At 71.9% G+C, this 15,032-nt stretch carries 11 protein-coding genes and 1 pseudogene; 10 read left to right on the top strand and 2 right to left on the bottom strand.

Translation table 11 applies throughout. The features are described 5' to 3' along the window. The first annotated feature begins 23 nt into the window (after positions 1 to 23). From ACOBQB_RS03310 to ACOBQB_RS03280, 7 genes and pseudogenes are all read left to right on the top strand, one after another. A complete protein-coding gene (locus ACOBQB_RS03310; RefSeq protein WP_423588631.1) occupies positions 24 to 1,280 on the top strand; it encodes an ABC transporter substrate-binding protein in 1,257 nt (418 codons plus the stop codon). Next, positions 1,277 to 2,212 carry a carbohydrate ABC transporter permease gene (locus tag ACOBQB_RS03305; RefSeq protein ID WP_423588629.1) on the top strand — a complete coding sequence of 312 codons (936 nt, stop codon included), beginning with the start codon at positions 1,277 to 1,279 and terminating at the stop codon, positions 2,210 to 2,212. Before ACOBQB_RS03310 ends, ACOBQB_RS03305 begins: the two co-directional genes overlap by 4 nt. Beyond that, on the top strand, positions 2,205 to 3,041 hold the full coding sequence (locus tag ACOBQB_RS03300) for a carbohydrate ABC transporter permease (protein WP_423588628.1): 837 nt from the start codon (positions 2,205 to 2,207) through the stop codon (positions 3,039 to 3,041). Before ACOBQB_RS03305 ends, ACOBQB_RS03300 begins: the two co-directional genes overlap by 8 nt. 583 nt (positions 3,042 to 3,624) lie before the next feature. Beyond that, positions 3,625 to 4,425: pseudogene (locus ACOBQB_RS03295) on the top strand (aldo/keto reductase); the annotation flags it as partial. 189 nt (positions 4,426 to 4,614) lie between these two features. Beyond that, positions 4,615 to 5,973, top strand: coding sequence for a radical SAM protein (locus ACOBQB_RS03290; RefSeq protein ID WP_423588627.1), 1,359 nt, complete (start codon positions 4,615 to 4,617; stop codon positions 5,971 to 5,973). Between the two features lie 564 nt (positions 5,974 to 6,537). Continuing rightward, positions 6,538 to 7,272 (top strand): SDR family NAD(P)-dependent oxidoreductase, encoded by a 735-nt coding sequence (locus ACOBQB_RS03285; RefSeq protein WP_423588626.1) that lies wholly within the window; start codon positions 6,538 to 6,540, stop codon positions 7,270 to 7,272. 34 nt (positions 7,273 to 7,306) lie between these two features. Further along, positions 7,307 to 7,864, top strand: a complete 558-nt coding sequence (locus ACOBQB_RS03280; RefSeq protein ID WP_423588625.1) for a GNAT family N-acetyltransferase — start codon at positions 7,307 to 7,309, stop codon at positions 7,862 to 7,864. On the opposite strand, the gene ACOBQB_RS03275 is transcribed toward ACOBQB_RS03280, so the two are convergent. Next, positions 7,861 to 9,387 (bottom strand): amino acid permease, encoded by a 1,527-nt coding sequence (locus ACOBQB_RS03275; protein ID WP_423588624.1) that lies wholly within the window; start codon positions 9,385 to 9,387, stop codon positions 7,861 to 7,863. The genes ACOBQB_RS03280 and ACOBQB_RS03275 overlap by 4 nt on opposite strands. 55 nt (positions 9,388 to 9,442) lie before the next feature. Continuing rightward, entirely contained in the window at positions 9,443 to 10,435 is a 993-nt protein-coding gene (locus ACOBQB_RS03270) for a hypothetical protein (RefSeq protein WP_423588622.1), read from the bottom strand. A 340-nt stretch (positions 10,436 to 10,775) separates the two neighbouring features. Here ACOBQB_RS03270 and ACOBQB_RS03265 point away from each other — a divergent pair, with 340 nt between their 5' ends. From ACOBQB_RS03265 to ACOBQB_RS03255, 3 genes are read left to right on the top strand one after another with little or no spacing between them, the layout of a single operon-like run. Beyond that, the gene (locus tag ACOBQB_RS03265) at positions 10,776 to 12,239 is read left to right on the top strand and encodes an FGGY family carbohydrate kinase (protein ID WP_423588621.1); all 1,464 of its coding nucleotides are present in this window, start codon (positions 10,776 to 10,778) and stop codon (positions 12,237 to 12,239) included. Then, positions 12,236 to 13,714: an NAD(P)/FAD-dependent oxidoreductase gene (locus tag ACOBQB_RS03260; RefSeq protein ID WP_423588619.1), complete on the top strand. Its 1,479-nt coding sequence runs from the start codon at positions 12,236 to 12,238 to the stop codon at positions 13,712 to 13,714. Before ACOBQB_RS03265 ends, ACOBQB_RS03260 begins: the two co-directional genes overlap by 4 nt. Further along, positions 13,704 to 14,945: an NAD(P)/FAD-dependent oxidoreductase gene (locus ACOBQB_RS03255; RefSeq protein ID WP_423588617.1), complete on the top strand. Its 1,242-nt coding sequence runs from the start codon at positions 13,704 to 13,706 to the stop codon at positions 14,943 to 14,945. Before ACOBQB_RS03260 ends, ACOBQB_RS03255 begins: the two co-directional genes overlap by 11 nt. Positions 14,946 to 15,032 lie beyond the last annotated feature (87 nt).

Raw genomic sequence — 15,032 nt, 5'->3', positions numbered from 1 at the left:
TTTCCTGGGAGGCGAAGGCAGGTATGCGCAGAAGGACTCTCCTCGGCGGGGCGCTCGCCGCCCCTTGGCTCGCCGCCTGTTCCGGCGGGGACGGCGGCGGGGACGGCGGGGGCGGGACGACGCTCTCGTACGGCATGTGGGACCCGGCGCAGGTGCCGGGCATGGAGAAGATCATCGCGGCGTTCGAGAAGAAGCATCCGCGCATATCCGTGCGGATCGCGCTCACGCCCTGGGCGAGCTACTGGACCACCCTCAAGACGTCGATGCGCGGCGGCACCGCCCCCGACGTCTTCTGGATGAACGCCGTCAACTTCCAGCTGTACGCGGCCAACGGCGTCCTCGAACCGCTCTCCGGGCACATCGAGGCCGACGCCACACCCGTGGAGCGCCACCCCGACGCCCTGGTGAAGCTGTACGCCTACCGCGGTACGCAGTACGGCCTTCCGAAGGACTTCGACACCATCGGCCTCTGGTACAACAAGGCGCTCTTCGACAAGGCGGGCATCAAGTACCCCGACGCGAGCTGGACGTGGGACGACGTGCGCGACGCGGCGGCCGAACTCACCGACCCCCACGAGCGCGTGCACGGCTTCGCCGCCGAGATGGAGCGGCAGTTCAAGATCTACCCGGCCGTCTGCGGCGCCGGCGGCTACGTCCTGGAGGGCGGCCGCTCCGGCTTCGGCGACGAGCGGTCCATCGAGGGCCTGCGCTTCCTCACCGACATGGTCGACCGGGGCTGGTCGCCGCCGCAGAGCGCGATGGTCGAGTCCATCGGCCGCGTGCGCTACTGGTCGGAGAAGGTCGCCATGAACTACGACCTGTCGGCGATGTCCGGCCAGATGTACGCCGTGCCCGCGATCAAGGACCACGGCGGCATCGCCGTCCTGCCCCGAGGGCGCCGCAGGGCCACCATCATCCACGGCCTGGCGAACGTCATCTCCGCCAAGAGCCGCAAGAAGGAAGCCGCCTGGAGATTCGTGCACTTCATGGCGGGGCGCGAGGCCGCCGAGATCCAGGCGAAGGCGGGCGTCACGATCTCCAGTTACGAGGGGACACAGGACGCCTGGCTCACGTCGATGCCCGAATTCGACCTGAAGCACTTCATCGACATGCAGAAGTACGCCGTTCCGTACCCGAGTTCCAAGAACACCCCGGTCTGGGAGAACCTCCAGTACCCGCTGCTCGGCGCCGCGTTCAGCGGAAAGGGCGGCATCGAGAACGCTGCCCGCACGCTGGGCGAACAGATGGACCGGGTCCTGAAGGAGGAACGCGCCTCATGAGTGTCTTTCCCGCCACGGCGGCCGCGAAAGCGAGAGGGCGAGGCGCCACGGCGTCCGCGAAGTCCCGAGGCGGGCGCGCCGCCTACCTCTTCATCGCGCCGCTCGGCCTCGGCTTCGCCTTCTTCTACTTCTGGCCGCTGCTCCAGACCTTCTACTTCAGCTTCACCGAATTCGGCGCCTTCGGCGGCCACACGTTCATCGGCACGGACAATTACGTCCGTGTCGTGCAGGACGTCACCGTGTGGCAGGCGCTCGGCAACACGCTGATCTACAGCCTCATCGGGCTCACCGCGCTGCCGGTCGCGATCGTCGTCGCGGCGCTCCTGAACCGGCGCGGACTGCGGGGCGTCGCGCTCTACCGCGCCCTGTACTTCCTGCCGTTCGTGACGCTGCCCGTCGCCGTCGGACTGGTCTGGAACTGGCTCTACAACGGCGACTTCGGGCTTCTCAACGAACTGCTGAGCCGATTCGGTGTCGACCGGCACTACTGGGTCTCCGACCCGTCCACGGCCGTCTTCGCCATCGGCACGGTGATGGTCTGGTCGACCACCGGCTACTACCTGATCATTTTCATGGCGGGCATCAAGGGAATTCCGCAGGACTACTACGAGGCCGCGGAACTCGACGGCGCCGGAGCGCTGCGCAGGTTTTTCACGATCACGCTCCCGCTCCTCAGCCCGACCATCTTCTTCGCCTCCGTGATCTGCATGATCAATTCTCTGCAGACCTTCGACCTGATCTACATCATGATGGGCGAGAAGAATCCGGCGATCGGCGATACGCAGTCCGTCGTCGGCCTCTTCTACAAATGGGCCTTCGTCGAGAACGCGCAGGGCGCCGCGGCCGCGCTCGCCTTCCTGCTCATGCTCCTCATCGCCGCGCTGACCTACCTTCAGTTCCGGCTCCAGAAGAGGTGGGTGCACTATGCCTGACACCCGGACACGCGGGCGCGCCGGATCCATCGCCACCCACGCCGCCCTCTCGCTGGGCGCGCTCGTGATGGTCTTCCCGTTCCTGTGGCAACTGCTCACCGCGCTCAAGACCCTCGCCGAGACTTCACGCGTCCCGCCCACCTTCCTGCCCGACGACTGGAACCGGGCGAGCTTCGAAAAGGTCTTCACGGCGCTGCCGTTCCGCGAAATGCTGGCCAACAGCCTGCTCAATACCGTCGGCCGTACCCTCGGCCAACTGGTGTTCTGCTCCCTGGCCGCCTACGCGTTCGCCCGCATGCGTTTCCGGGGGCGCAACGTCCTCTTCGCGCTCTTCCTCTCCGTCCTGATGGTGCCGAGCTCCCTGCTCGTGCTTCCGCAGTACGACATCATCCAGGCGCTCGGCCTGCTGAACTCCGCCCCCGCGCTGTTCCTGCCCGGCATGTTCAGCGCCTTCGGCACCTTCATGCTGCGCCAGTTCTTCCTCACGCTCCCCGCGGAGTTGGAGGAAGCCGCCCGCATCGACGGCGCGGGCCCCTTCCGTATCTTCTGGTCCATCATGCTGCCGCTGCTCAGGCCCGCCCTCGCCGCGCTCGCCGTCATCACCGCCATGTGGTCCTGGAACGACCTGCTGTGGCCCCTGGTCGTCAACACCGACCCGTCGACGATGCCGATCAGCGCCGGACTGACCTCCCTGGAGGGCCAGTTCGAGACGAACTACCCGATCATGATGGCCGGTTCGCTCATCGCGAGCCTGCCCATGCTGCTGGTCTACGTCTTCCTCCAGCGTCACTTCGTCCAGAGCGTCGCCCTCTCCGGCTCCAAGAGCTGACTTTGCTGCCCGCCGTCCTCGGGAGGAGACAGACAGCCCCCATCCATGCCACCGCTCCACATCGGTCTGCTCGGCGCCGGCGGCATCGCCTGTGCCCACCTGCCCACCTGCCCACCTGACATCCTGTCCACCTGCCCGGCCGGCTCGCGATCGGCACCCGGGTGAGTGTTCCCGCGTCCGGGCCGTCGCCGCCCTGGACGGGCCTCCTCGCGGACGCCACGGCCGTCGACGGTCTGCACCCCCACCCCCACCCGCAAAGCGCTCACCCTCGCGGCCCTCGCCGCCGGTCGCCACGTCGTGTGCGAGAAAGCCCCTCGCCCTCACCACCCGCGATGCCGAGCGGCTCGCCATCGCCGCCGACGCGGCAGGCGTACGGCTCCGCCCCGCCCACGATGGTCCGCGTCATCGACCTCACCTGCCGGCTCGCCGTCGTCCCGCGGCGGCACCTCGGTGGTGATCGCCGAAGGCCGAGACGCGCGACCGGCACACGGCGCCGAACCGCACCGCGTCACATCGGCCGGCATCGCGTCGCCCGGCTCCCGCCGACCCGGCACCACCGGCACCACATCGTGCCGCTTCGTGCCCGAACCGCGGGCGCCTGTGCTGCACTTGGCGGACCCGGCGTTGGATCGTCCGGGCCGTGGAGGACAGCCTGCGGCGGCTGGGGACGGACTGGATCGACCTGTACCAGGTGCACCGGCCCGACCGCACGACCGACGTCGAGGAGACGCTCGCCGCCCTCACCGACCTCGTGCGCCAGGGCAAGATCAGGGCGTTCGGCTGCTCCACGTTCCCCGCGGACGAGATCGTCGAGGCGTACCACGTCGCCGACCGGCGCGGGCTCCAGCGGTTCCGCACCGAGCAGCCGCCCTACTCCCTGCTGGCCCGGGGTGTGGAGAAGCATGTGCTGCCCGTCACACAGCGCCTCGGCATGGGCACGCTGACCTGGAGTCCGCTGGCCTCGGGGTTCCTCACCGGCCGCTACCGCAAGGGCCGCGCCATGGATCTCAGCAGCGGGCGCCCCACCCTGCACCCGGGCCGCTTCGACCCGGCGGCGCCGCTCACCGCCGCGAAGCTGGAGGCCGTCGAACAGCTCGTCGCCGTGGCCGGGGACATGGGCTGCACGCTTCCCGAGCTGGCGATCTCCTTCCCGCTCGCACACCCCGCCGTCACGTCCGTGATCATCGGCCCGCGCACGATGGAGCAGCTGCGGGCCACGCTCAAGGGCGCGTCCGTGGCGCTGGACGACGCGGCGCTCGACCGGATCGACGCCATCGTGCCGCCCGGCACCGACGTCTACCCGCCGGACGGGGTGTGGACCCCGCCGGCCCTGACCAGGCCGGCGCTGCGGCGCCGTGCGGCCGGGGAGAGGTCAGCTGCCTGACCGCTCGCCGTGCCCCGCTCTCCCTGCCTGCGGCTCCGCCCGGGAGGGGCGGTACGCGAGAGGGCGCACCACCTGGAGCCTAGACCTGCGGCGGACACGTCCTGAGACCGGAGTCGGATACGGAGCGGATCGGGAGCGTATTAGCGTGGACGGGACAGATCGATCAACAGGATCCGAGGTGCCCGGTCCATGCCAAGCCGCAGCGAGAGCCGTACCGAACTCGTCGAGTCGCTCATGGAGCGGTTCCCGCACGTGCCGCGGGAAGCCGTGATCAAGGAGGACCTGCTGCGCGGCGGCATCGCCTTCGACGAGTCGGCGCTCAGCGACAATGAGGGCGGCGAGGTCAAGCCGAAGTCGTACTTCATCTTCTCCTTCGACCACGGCACGCTCCCCGAGCTGGGCGCCGCCGCCCTGCGCCGCCCGCCGGAGGAGATCGTCCTCACCGGCGGCCCCTACGAGCTGCGCCGCACCGTCGTCTCGGTCCGCGTGAACCCGTCCTCGCCCTACCGCATCGCCGCCGACGACCACGGCGTGCTCGGCCTCTACCTGGACGGCGTGCGGATCTCCGACGTCGGCCTGCCGCCGATGCCGGACTACTACCGGCACACGCTGGAGAACGGCAAGTCCGTCATGGAGGTGGCGCCCACCATCCAGTGGGGCTACCTCATCTACCTCACGGTTTTTCGGGTCTGCCAGTACTTCGGGGCCAAGGAGGAGTGCCAGTACTGCGACATCAACCACAACTGGCGCCAGCACAAGGCGGCGGGCCGCCCCTACACGGGCGTGAAGCCGGTGGAGGAGGTCCTTGAGGCCCTTGCCATCATCGACAAGTACGACACGAACAAGTCCTCCACCGCGTACACGCTCACCGGCGGCGCCATCACCTCGCAGATCGGTGGCAAGGACGAGGCCGACTTCTACGGGCAGTACGCGAAGGCCATCGAGGAGCGGTTCCCCGGCCGCTGGATCGGCAAGGTCGTCGCCCAGGCCCTGCCCAAGGCGGACGTCCAGCGCTTCCACGACTACGGCGTACGGATCTACCACCCCAATTACGAGGTGTGGGACCCGTACCTCTTCGAGCGGTACTGCCCCGGCAAGGAGCGCTACGTCGGCCGCGACGAGTGGCACCGCCGCATCCTGGACTCCGCCGAGGTGTTCGGGCCGCGCAATGTGATCCCGAACTTCGTGGCGGGCGTGGAGATGGCGGAGCCGTTCGGCTTCAAGACGGTCGACGAGGCCATCGACTCGACCGTGGAGGGGTTGCAGTACTTCATGTCGCGCGGCATCACGCCGCGGTTCACCACGTGGTGCCCGGAGCCCACGACGCCGCTCGGCAAGGCGAACCCGCAGGGTGCTCCGCTGGAGTACCACGTGCGGCTCCTGGAGGCCTACCGCGCGACGATGGAGGCCAACGGTCTGTCCTCGCCGCCCGGTTATGGCCCTGCGGGCCCCGGCAACGCGGTCTTCTCTGTCAGCTCCTTCATGGACAGCCTGCCGGCGGAGGCGGCCGCCGCGGAGGACGCCGTCGCTCCTGTGGCGGGGCGGTAAGCCGGGCGGGGCTCTGGGGGGGTGCGCTTGCCCGGGGGTCTCACCTGCCCGCCGCTGCGCGGCGAGATCTCCCACCCACCCGCCCGGCACCCGGCATCAAGATGCGGGCCACCCCAGGCCGTGGCTGGGTGCCGCCCGCTGCGGGGAACGGTCGGGTGGGTGGGAAAGCATCGCCGCGCAGCGGCGGCCGGGTGAGCCCCCCGGCGTCCGCAGCAGGACCGCGCGTCGGCGGCTCGGAGCAGCCTGGCATACCCTCCCCGCAGCAGGACCGCGCTCCCGGCGTCCGCAGCAGGACCGCGCGTCGGCGGCTCGGAGCAGCCTGGCATACCCTCCCCGCAGCAGGACCGCGCCCCCGGCGCCCGCAGCAGGACCGCGCGCCGGCGGCCCGGAGCAGCCTGGCATACCCGCCCCGCAGCAGGACCGCGCCCCGGCGTCCGCAGCAGGACCGCCACCCCGGCGGCGGGAGCCGCCCCGCACGCGCTCGCCCCGCCGCAGGACCCCGCCGCGCACGTCAGTCACACCGTGCCGCGCGAGTAAGCCACCCGAACCGAACCGGAGGACCCCATGCAGCACCACCCCGTCACCGTCATCACCGGCGGCAGCCGCGGCATCGGTGCCGCCGTCGGCGCGCGTCTCGCCGAGGACGGCCATGACGTCGCGATCGGCTACCGCTCGGACGAGGCCGCCGCCGAGAAGGCCGCGGCGGCGGTCCACGCCGCCGGGCGGCGTTGTGTCATCGTGCGGGTCGACACCGCCGACGAGACGGACGTCGACCGCCTCTTCGACACGGCCGCGGCGGAACTGGGCCCGATCACCGGATTGGTCAACAACGCCGGGGTGAGCGGCCCCGTGGGCCCCCTCGCCGAGGCCGACGCGGAGGGGATGCGCCGGGCGTTGGAGGTGAACGTCCTCGGGTACCTGCTCTGCGCCCGGCGCGCCGTGCGGGACCTGAAGGCGAACGGCGGCGGGGCCGTCGTGAACATCTCGTCCGCCGCCGCGACCCTCGGCGCGCCCGGCGAGTACGTCCACTACGCGGCGGCCAAGGGCGCCGTCGACACCTTGACCGTCGGCCTGGCCAAGGAGGTCGCCGCGGACGGCATCCGCGTCAACGCCGTGGCTCCCGGCGTCATCTGGACCGAGTTCCACGCCGATCCCGAGCGTCCCGCGAAGCTCGCCCCCGGCATCCCGATGGGACGCTCCGGCCGGCCCGAGGAGATCGCCGCGGCCGTCTCGTGGCTGCTCTCGGACGACGCCTCGTACACGACGGGCACGGTTCTGCGGGTGGCGGGCGGCCGCTGACCGGCCACCACCGGTCTCTCGTACGCTGGTTCGCATGATCGGTGGACAGACAGCACTCACGGCGGATGTCTCGATGAGGCCCGTCACGTTCGACGACGCGGAGGCGCTCGCCCGCGCGTACCGGCGCAACCGCGCCCATCTCGCCCCATGGGACCCCGACCGGCCCGAGGCCTTCTACACCACCGAGGGCCAGGCGGTCCGGGTCCGGGGGCAACTGGACGAGATGGGGGCGGGCCGGAGCGCGCAGTGGGTGCTCGTCGAGGGCGACGAGATCGTCGGTCACGCCGCCCTGGTGAACATCGTGCTCGGCCCCGCCCGCAGCGCGGTCCTCGGATACTGGATCGACGCGGGCCAGGTCGGCCGGGGCCTCGCGTCCGCCGCCACCCGGCACGTCTGCGAGGTCGCCGACACCCGGCTCGGCCTGCACCGCGTCGAGGCCGGCACGCTGCTCCACAACACCGCCTCGCAGCGCGTGCTCGTCAAGTGCGGCTTCCACGAGTACGGTATCGCGCCGAAGTCCCTCTACATCAACGGCGCCTGGCGCGACCACCGGCTCTTCCAGCGCATCCTCAACGACCGCCCCGCGTTCTAGACGATGCCCTCCGCGACCTCGGCCTGTTCGCGGTCCGAGCCGTACGCCTGCGGGGTGCTGTACGAGCGGCGTGCCACGAACCACCACACCGTGGCCAGGGCCAGCACCACGGCCAGCGCGATCGACGCGTAGTTCATCGAGCCGACCGTCACCGGCGAGGCCTGCGGCAGGCAGAACAGGACCGTCACGAACGCCACCCACACCACCGCGATCCAGCCGATGGGCCTGCTCCAGCGCCCCAGGTTCCACGGGCCCGGCCGGAAGCGGTCGCCCGCGCGAAGGCGCAGGAGGATCGGGATGGCGTAGGCGGGCGTGATGCCGATGACGTTGATGGCGGTCACGGCGGTGTACGCGGTCGCCGAGTACAGCGACGGCAGGGCGATCACGGCCGCCAGGCCCACCGACAGCCACACCGCGGGCACCGGCACCTGCGTGCGGGAGCTGACCTTGCGCCACAGCGCGGAGCCGGGCAGCGCGTTGTCACGGGAGAACGCGAAGACCATGCGGCTCGCGGCGGCCGTCTCTGCGTTGCCGCAGAACAGCTGCGCCACGATGACGATGACCAGCAGCGCCGTCGCCCCGGACTCGCCGAGCGCGTCGATCATGATCTGGGCGGGCGGCACCTCGGTGTCCGTGGCCAGCGTGCCCGCGTAGTCCTGGATCGCGAAGGTGAGCCCGGCGAGCAGCACGAAACCGGCGATCCACGACGCCCAGATGGCGCGCACGATGCCGCGCGCGGCGGTCACCGACGCGTTGGAGGTCTCCTCGGAGAGGTGGGCGGAGGCGTCGTATCCGGAGAAGGTGTACTGCGCCAGGAGCAGGCCGATCGCCGTGACGTAGAGAGGGTTGTCCCAGCCGGTGCCGTCGAAGAACTCGCCGAAGACGAACGACGGCGACTGGTGGTGGTCCGGCACGATCGCCAGGGCCCCGACGATCACGGCCACACCTGCCAGGTGCCACCACACGCTGATGGAGTTGAGCAGGCTCACCAGGCGTACGTTGAACAGGTTCAGCAGGGCGTGCACGAGCACGATGCACAGGAAGATCAGGAAGGTCTTCCCCGGGGTCGGCTCGAAGCCGAACCGGAGGTTCAGGAACGCCCCGGTGAACAGCGCCGCGCCGTAGTCGATGCCCGCGATGGCGCCGAGCAGCCCGAGCAGGTTCAGCCAGCCGGTGTACCAGCCCCAGCGGCGCCCGCCGAGCCGGTCCGCCATGTAGTAGAGCGCACCTGACGTGGGGTACGCGCTCGTGACCTCGGCGAGCGCGAGGCCCACGCAGAGCACGAAGAGCCCGACGCCAGCCCAGCCCCAGAGCATCACGGCGGGGCCGCCGGTGTTCATGCCGAAGCCGTACAGCGTCATGCAGCCGGAGAGGATGGAGATCACGGAGAAGCTGATGGCGAAGTTGCCGAATCCGCCCATGCGGCGGGCCAGGACGGGCTGGTAGCCGAGCTCTCTGAGCTTCTGCTCCTCGTCCTGGCGCGGTGCTGGGACGGTGCTCGACGACCAGGTGGTGCGGGACACGGGGGTACCTCCAAAGGGTGAGCGGTGGTGGGGAGCGGGGAGGGGCCTGCCAGGCCTAGCGGGTGCCGCGGAAGGCGGTGAAGCAGCGGGAGCGGGCCTGGGCGAAGACCTCGGCGGCCGCGTCCGCGTCACCGGGGGAGTGGGTGCGGTACGTCCACGGCACGACCGTGTAGAAGGGGTCGAGGGCCTCGAACACCCGTGACGCGTCGTGGAATTGATGTGCGCCCCAGAGCGCGTGCGCCAAGTGGTTGAGGTCCAGGAGCGAGGTCACTGCGGGCAGCGTGTGGTCGAACCACAGATGGAGGGCGCGCAGCGCGCCGCGCGTCGCGTCCTCCGAGATCCAGTGCAGGTCCAGCGCGCGTTCGTTGCCCGCCTCCCTGCGGTACCGCTCGACGCGCACGTACAGCGGCAACAGGTGCAGCGCCGAACCGGCGGGTGCGGAGGCCGCCGCCCACCGCACGAAGTTGTACGCCTCGGTGAGCGGGCCACCGCAGCGGCGCCCGTACACGAACTGGAGCATCCGGTGGTACGCCTCGCGGTTGCCCGGGTCACGCTTGTCGGCCTCGGCCAGCAGCTGCCAGGGGCCGGGGAAGAGCATCGGCTCGGGAGGCGCCACCCGGTGCTCGTCCCAGCGCTGGCCCTCGTCCAGCTGGGCCAGGGAGAGCAGACAGATCCACGGCACCGGGTCCTCCGGAGACAGGGAGGACGCGGCGGCGCACGCGGAGACGGCGTCGCGCCACAGGTCGTTGGTCCGCCGGTGTCCCGCCCGGTGCGCGCGCAGGGCCCGCTCCACGAGGACCCGGGTGTGCAGGACGGCCGCCGAGGTGCTGTGCGGCTCCTCGGCACGCCAGGTGTGCACCACGTCGGAGCCGGCGACGGCCGCCGCCAAGATCTGCGTACGCTGCGTCCACAGCCCCCAGTCGGGCGTCTCGGTCAGCAGATTGCGCGTGGAGACCCAGCGACCCGCCTTGAGGTCCTGGAGCACCGCGCGCAGCGGTTCGTCGTGGCCCGCCGGGTGATACACGGGGCGGCCTGACGGCATGAGCATGAGTCCTCTGTTGGGGGAAGAGGCGGAGAGTGCGTGGACTGGGCGGGCACGGCGTGGGCCGGGCGGGGAGCGTGTGAACCGGGCGGGCCGGTAAGGGCGTTGTCGGCGTTGCTCGGCGGTCAGTGTAGATCCGGCCCTTCCGGTTCCAGGGCACTTCTGGATCTTTTGTGACCGGCTTTTGTCAACGCGGCGCGTCAAGCGGCCATTTGATGTTCTGCCATGACAGCTCGCGGACGTATCGCGGCCGTATCGCGCCCGCACCCCGGCCGATTCGGGACATCTCCTCGCGGCCCGTCCCGTTCCCTTGACGCCCTCCACCCCCCTGTAGCAGTCTTCCGCGGTGATCAGCTATGAGCGGCCCCCGGCGCACCGGCCCGTGCTCGCCGTCGACCAGGGCACCTCCGGGACGAAGGCCCTCGTGGTCTGCCCGGAGCGCGGCGTGATCGGCTCGGGCGCGGCCGCCGTGCGGCCCCGCTTCCTGCCCGGCGGCCTGGTGGAGGCCGACCCCGCCGAACTGCTCTCCTCCGTCCTCGACGCCGGCCGGCGGGCCCTGGTCGACGCGGGCGAACCGGTCGCCGCCGTCGGCCTCGCCAACCAGGGCGAGACGGTCCTGGCCTGGGACCCGGACTCCGGCGAACCGCTCACCCGGGCCCTCGTCTGGCAGGACCGCCGAGCCGCCACGATCTGTGACGAACTGGCAGCACACGCCGAGGAGTTGAAACAACTCACCGGCCTTCCGCTCGACCCCTACTTCGCCGCGCCCAAGATGGCGTGGATACGCCGCCACCTCACCCGGCGTGGCGTGGTCACGACCAGCGACGCCTGGCTCGTCCACCAACTCACCGGCGCCTACGTCACCGACGCCGCGACGGCGGGCCGCACCCAGCTCCTCGACCTCGACGACGTCACGTGGTCACCGCGCGCCCTGGACCTCTACGGACTCGCCGGGGAGCATGTGCCCGCCGTCGTCGACGCCGCGGGCCCCGTCGGCACCACCACCGCGTTCGGCGCCGAGATCCCGCTCACCGGGCTCCTCGTCGACCAGCAGGCCGCGCTGCTCGCCCAGGACGTGACGGAGCCCGGCAGTGCCAAGTGCACCTACGGCACCGGGGCGTTCCTGCTCGCCCAGACCGGCGCGCGGCCCCGCCGCGGTGACTCGGGACTGGTCAGCTGCGTCGCCTGGCGGCTCGACGGGAAGAGCAGCTACTGCCTCGACGGGCAGGTCTACACCGTCGCCTCCGCCGTCCGCTGGCTCACCGATCTCGGCGTGATCGGCGGCGCCGAGGACATCGACCCCGTGGGCTCCGCCGTCCCGGACGCGGGCGGCGTCACCTTCGTCCCCGCGCTCGCCGGCCTCGCGGCCCCCTGGTGGCGCGGCGACGTGCGCGGTTCGCTGTCCGGGCTCGGCCTGGACACCACCGCCGGGCACCTGGTCCGCGCCCTGTGCGAGGGCATCGCCGCCCAGGTCGCCTCCCTCGCCGACGCGGTGGCGGCCGACCTGGGCGAGCCCTTGACGAGCCTGCGCGTCGACGGGGGCCTCACGCGCTCGGCGCTCCTCATGCAGACCCAGGCCGACCTGCTCCAACTGCCCGTCGAGGTCTCCGCGTTGCCCGACGTCACCGCGCTCGGCGCCGCCGCCGTCGCCCGCGTAGGGCTGGACCCCGGCCTCGCGCTCGCCGACGCGATCCCCGCGTGGCGGCCCGCCGCCGTCTACGAACCGCGGATCGGCGCCGACGAGGCGGCCGAACGCCTCGCGGGGTTCCGGTCGGCCGTGACGGCACTCCTGGAACGTACGCCCTCATGACCCCCAGCGAGAGGCCAGGGAGGGTCACGAGGCGCGGGGCGACGCCGGACACGACGTACGACGTCACCGTGGTCGGCGCCGGAGTCGTGGGCACGGCCATCGCGCGCGAGCTGGCCCGCCGGCCCGGCCTGCGCATCGCCCTCGTGGACGCCGCGAACGACGTCGGCGAGGGCACCTCCAAGGCCAACACGGCGATCCTGCACACCGGTTTCGACGCCGTGCCCGGCTCCCTGGAGTCCCGCCTCGTCCGCGAGGGGCAGCGGCACCTCACCGCGTACGCCGCCGAGTCCGGCATCCCCGTGGAACCGGTCGGCGCGCTCCTCATCGCCTGGGACGAGGAACAACTCGCGGCCCTCCCACGGCTGTTGGACAAGGCCTCGCGCAACGGCTACGACCAGGCGCGGATCATCGGCCCCGAGGAGGTCAGGGCCCGCGAGCCGCACCTCGGCACCGGCGCGCGCGGCGCCCTCGACGTGCCCGGGGAAAGCATCATCTGCCCCTGGACGACGACCCTCGCGTATGCCACGCAGGCGGTACGCGCGGGTGTCGACCTGCACCTCAACTGCCGTGCGACCGTGGTGAGTCAGAGCGGCGGGCGACATGAGTTGACCACGGACCGAGGCATCGTACGCACCCGCTACCTCGTCAACGCCGCCGGTCTGCACGCCGACACGGTCGACCGCCTGCTCGGCCACGAGGACTTCACCGTCACTCCGCGCCGCGGTCAGCTCATCGTCTTCGACAAGTTCGCCCGCGGTCTGCTCACCCACATCCTGCTGCCCGTCCCCACCGCGCTCGGCAAGGGCGTCCTGGTCGCCCCGACCGTCTACGGCAACGTCCTCCTCGGCCCCACCGCCGAGGACCTGGACGACAAGACGGCCACCGGGTCGAGCGCCGAAGGCATCGCCGCGCTGCGCGAGAGGGGCCGACGCGTCCTGCCCGAACTGCTCGACGAAGAGGTCACCGCCGTCTACGCCGGACTGCGCGCCGCCACCGAGCACGACGACTACCGCATCAGCGCCCACAAGGAACAGCGGTACGTCACGGTCGGCGGCATCCGCTCGACCGGGCTCACCGCGTCCCTGGCCATCGCCGCGCACGTCGCCGAACTCCTCGCCACCACGGGCCTGGACCTGGCCGAACCCGGCGATCTGGCGCCCGTACGCATGCCCAACCTCGGTGAGGCCTTCCCCCGCCCGTACCAGCGCGCGGACCTCGTCGCCGCCGATCCCGCGTACGGCGCCGTGGTCTGCCACTGCGAGCGGGTGACGCGCGGCGAGATCCGCGACGCGCTCGCGGGAACCGTCCCGCCCGGCTCACTGGACGGGCTCCGGCGCCGCACACGGGCGCGCGGCGGACACTGTCAGGGCTTCCACTGCGGGGCCGCGGTACGGGAACTCTTCGAACAGGGTGAACAGTCGACCAAGGTGAGCAGTCCGAGCAGAGCGGGGAGTCGGTGTCCGGATGAGGCGTGAGCGCATCGTCGACGTGCTGGTCGTGGGCGCCGGTCCGGCGGGCCTCGCCACTGCCGCGGGGCTCGCGGCGGCGGGCACGGGCGAGGTCGAGGTGGTCGACCGGGACCAGCAGGCGGGCGGCGCCGCACGGCACTGCGCGCACGGCGGCTTCGGCCGCCTCGGGCTGACCGGGCCGCAGTACGCGGAGCGCTGCGTGGCGGCGGCCGTCGGCGCCGGAGCGGTGCTGCGGACCGGCGTCACCGTCACCGGCTGGTCGGGCGCGCTCACCCTGGACACCACGAGCCCCCGCGGCCTGGAGCGGATCACCGCCCGCGCCGTCGTCCTCGCCACGGGCGCGCGCGAACGGCCGCGCGGCGCACGCCTGGTGCCGGGCACGCGGCCCGCGGGCGTCTTGACCACGGGGGAGGTGCAGCGGGCGGTCCACGGCCACCGGCAGCGGATCGGCACCCGGGCCGTCGTCGTCGGCGCGGAGCCGGTTGGCTTCGCCGCCCTCGACCTGTTGCGGAGCGCCGGGGTCGAGGTCGCGGCGCTGGTCACGGAGCACCCCCACCACCAGGCACCGCGTGGCCGCGTGGCCGGGGCCCGGCTGCTGCGCGGCGTCCCCCTGCTCACGGACGCCACCGTCATCGAACTCATCGGGCGCGGACGGCTGTCGGGCGTCCGGCTGCGGCACCGTGACGGCAGGGCGGCGCACATCGCCTGCGACACGGTGGTCTTCACCGGCGACTTCGTGCCCGACCACGAACTGGCGCGGCTCGGTGGCCTGCCGCTCGACCCCGGAACCCGCGGCCCCGCTGTCGACAGTGCCTTCCGCACCGCCGAGCGCGGCGTCTTCGCGGTCGGCAACGTCCTGCACGCCGCGGAACCGGCCCGCGTGGTCGCCTGGGAGGGCGCGGCCGCCTCCGCGGCGGTGCGGCGCTACCTCTCCGACGGCGACTGGCCCTCGGCGTCGGTCCCGCTGCAAGTCACCGCGCCCCTGGCCTGGATCGCACCCAACCGTCTGACGCCGGACGAACCGGGTGACGGGGGCGACGGGTTCACGCTGCGGACGGCGGAGTTCGTCGCGCGCCCGACGCTGGTGATCACCCAGGACGGCAGGACCCTGTACCGGGCGCGGCGCCGGCGGCAGGCGATTCCGAACCGGCCGCTGCGTATCCCCGGGGACTGGGCCGGGCGGGTCGACGCGCGCGGCGGTGCCGTGCGCGTCGCTCTCGGCACCGCGAGCGCGTAGCGCGCCCTCCGCGCGCCCCGCTTACTGCCGCACGCTCCTCCCTTCGAGGGATCGCGGCACGCCGAACGGCTCGGCAGGCTTTGGAGA

Origin of the sequence: Streptomyces sp. G5(2025) (assembly GCF_049542075.1) — a bacterium.
Classification (GTDB): Bacteria; Actinomycetota; Actinomycetes; order Streptomycetales; family Streptomycetaceae; genus Streptomyces.
Note: the sequence above shows the minus strand (reverse complement) of the source record. Positions and strands in the feature narration are given on the sequence as shown.

Excerpts from the sequence above, each read along its gene's own strand:
- ACOBQB_RS03285 (WP_423588626.1), top strand. The coding sequence starts at position 6,538 with ATGCAGCACCACCCCGTCACCGTCATCACCGGCGGCAGCCGCGGCATC.
- ACOBQB_RS03255 (WP_423588617.1), top strand. The coding sequence starts at position 13,704 with ATGAGGCGTGAGCGCATCGTCGACGTGCTGGTCGTGGGCGCCGGTCCG.
- ACOBQB_RS03300 (WP_423588628.1), top strand. The coding sequence starts at position 2,205 with ATGCCTGACACCCGGACACGCGGGCGCGCCGGATCCATCGCCACCCAC.
- ACOBQB_RS03260 (WP_423588619.1), top strand. The coding sequence starts at position 12,236 with ATGACCCCCAGCGAGAGGCCAGGGAGGGTCACGAGGCGCGGGGCGACG.
- ACOBQB_RS03280 (WP_423588625.1), top strand. The coding sequence starts at position 7,307 with ATGATCGGTGGACAGACAGCACTCACGGCGGATGTCTCGATGAGGCCC.
- ACOBQB_RS03290 (WP_423588627.1), top strand. The coding sequence starts at position 4,615 with ATGCCAAGCCGCAGCGAGAGCCGTACCGAACTCGTCGAGTCGCTCATG.
- ACOBQB_RS03270 (WP_423588622.1), bottom strand. The coding sequence starts at position 10,435 with ATGCTCATGCCGTCAGGCCGCCCCGTGTATCACCCGGCGGGCCACGAC.
- ACOBQB_RS03305 (WP_423588629.1), top strand. The coding sequence starts at position 1,277 with ATGAGTGTCTTTCCCGCCACGGCGGCCGCGAAAGCGAGAGGGCGAGGC.
- ACOBQB_RS03310 (WP_423588631.1), top strand. The coding sequence starts at position 24 with ATGCGCAGAAGGACTCTCCTCGGCGGGGCGCTCGCCGCCCCTTGGCTC.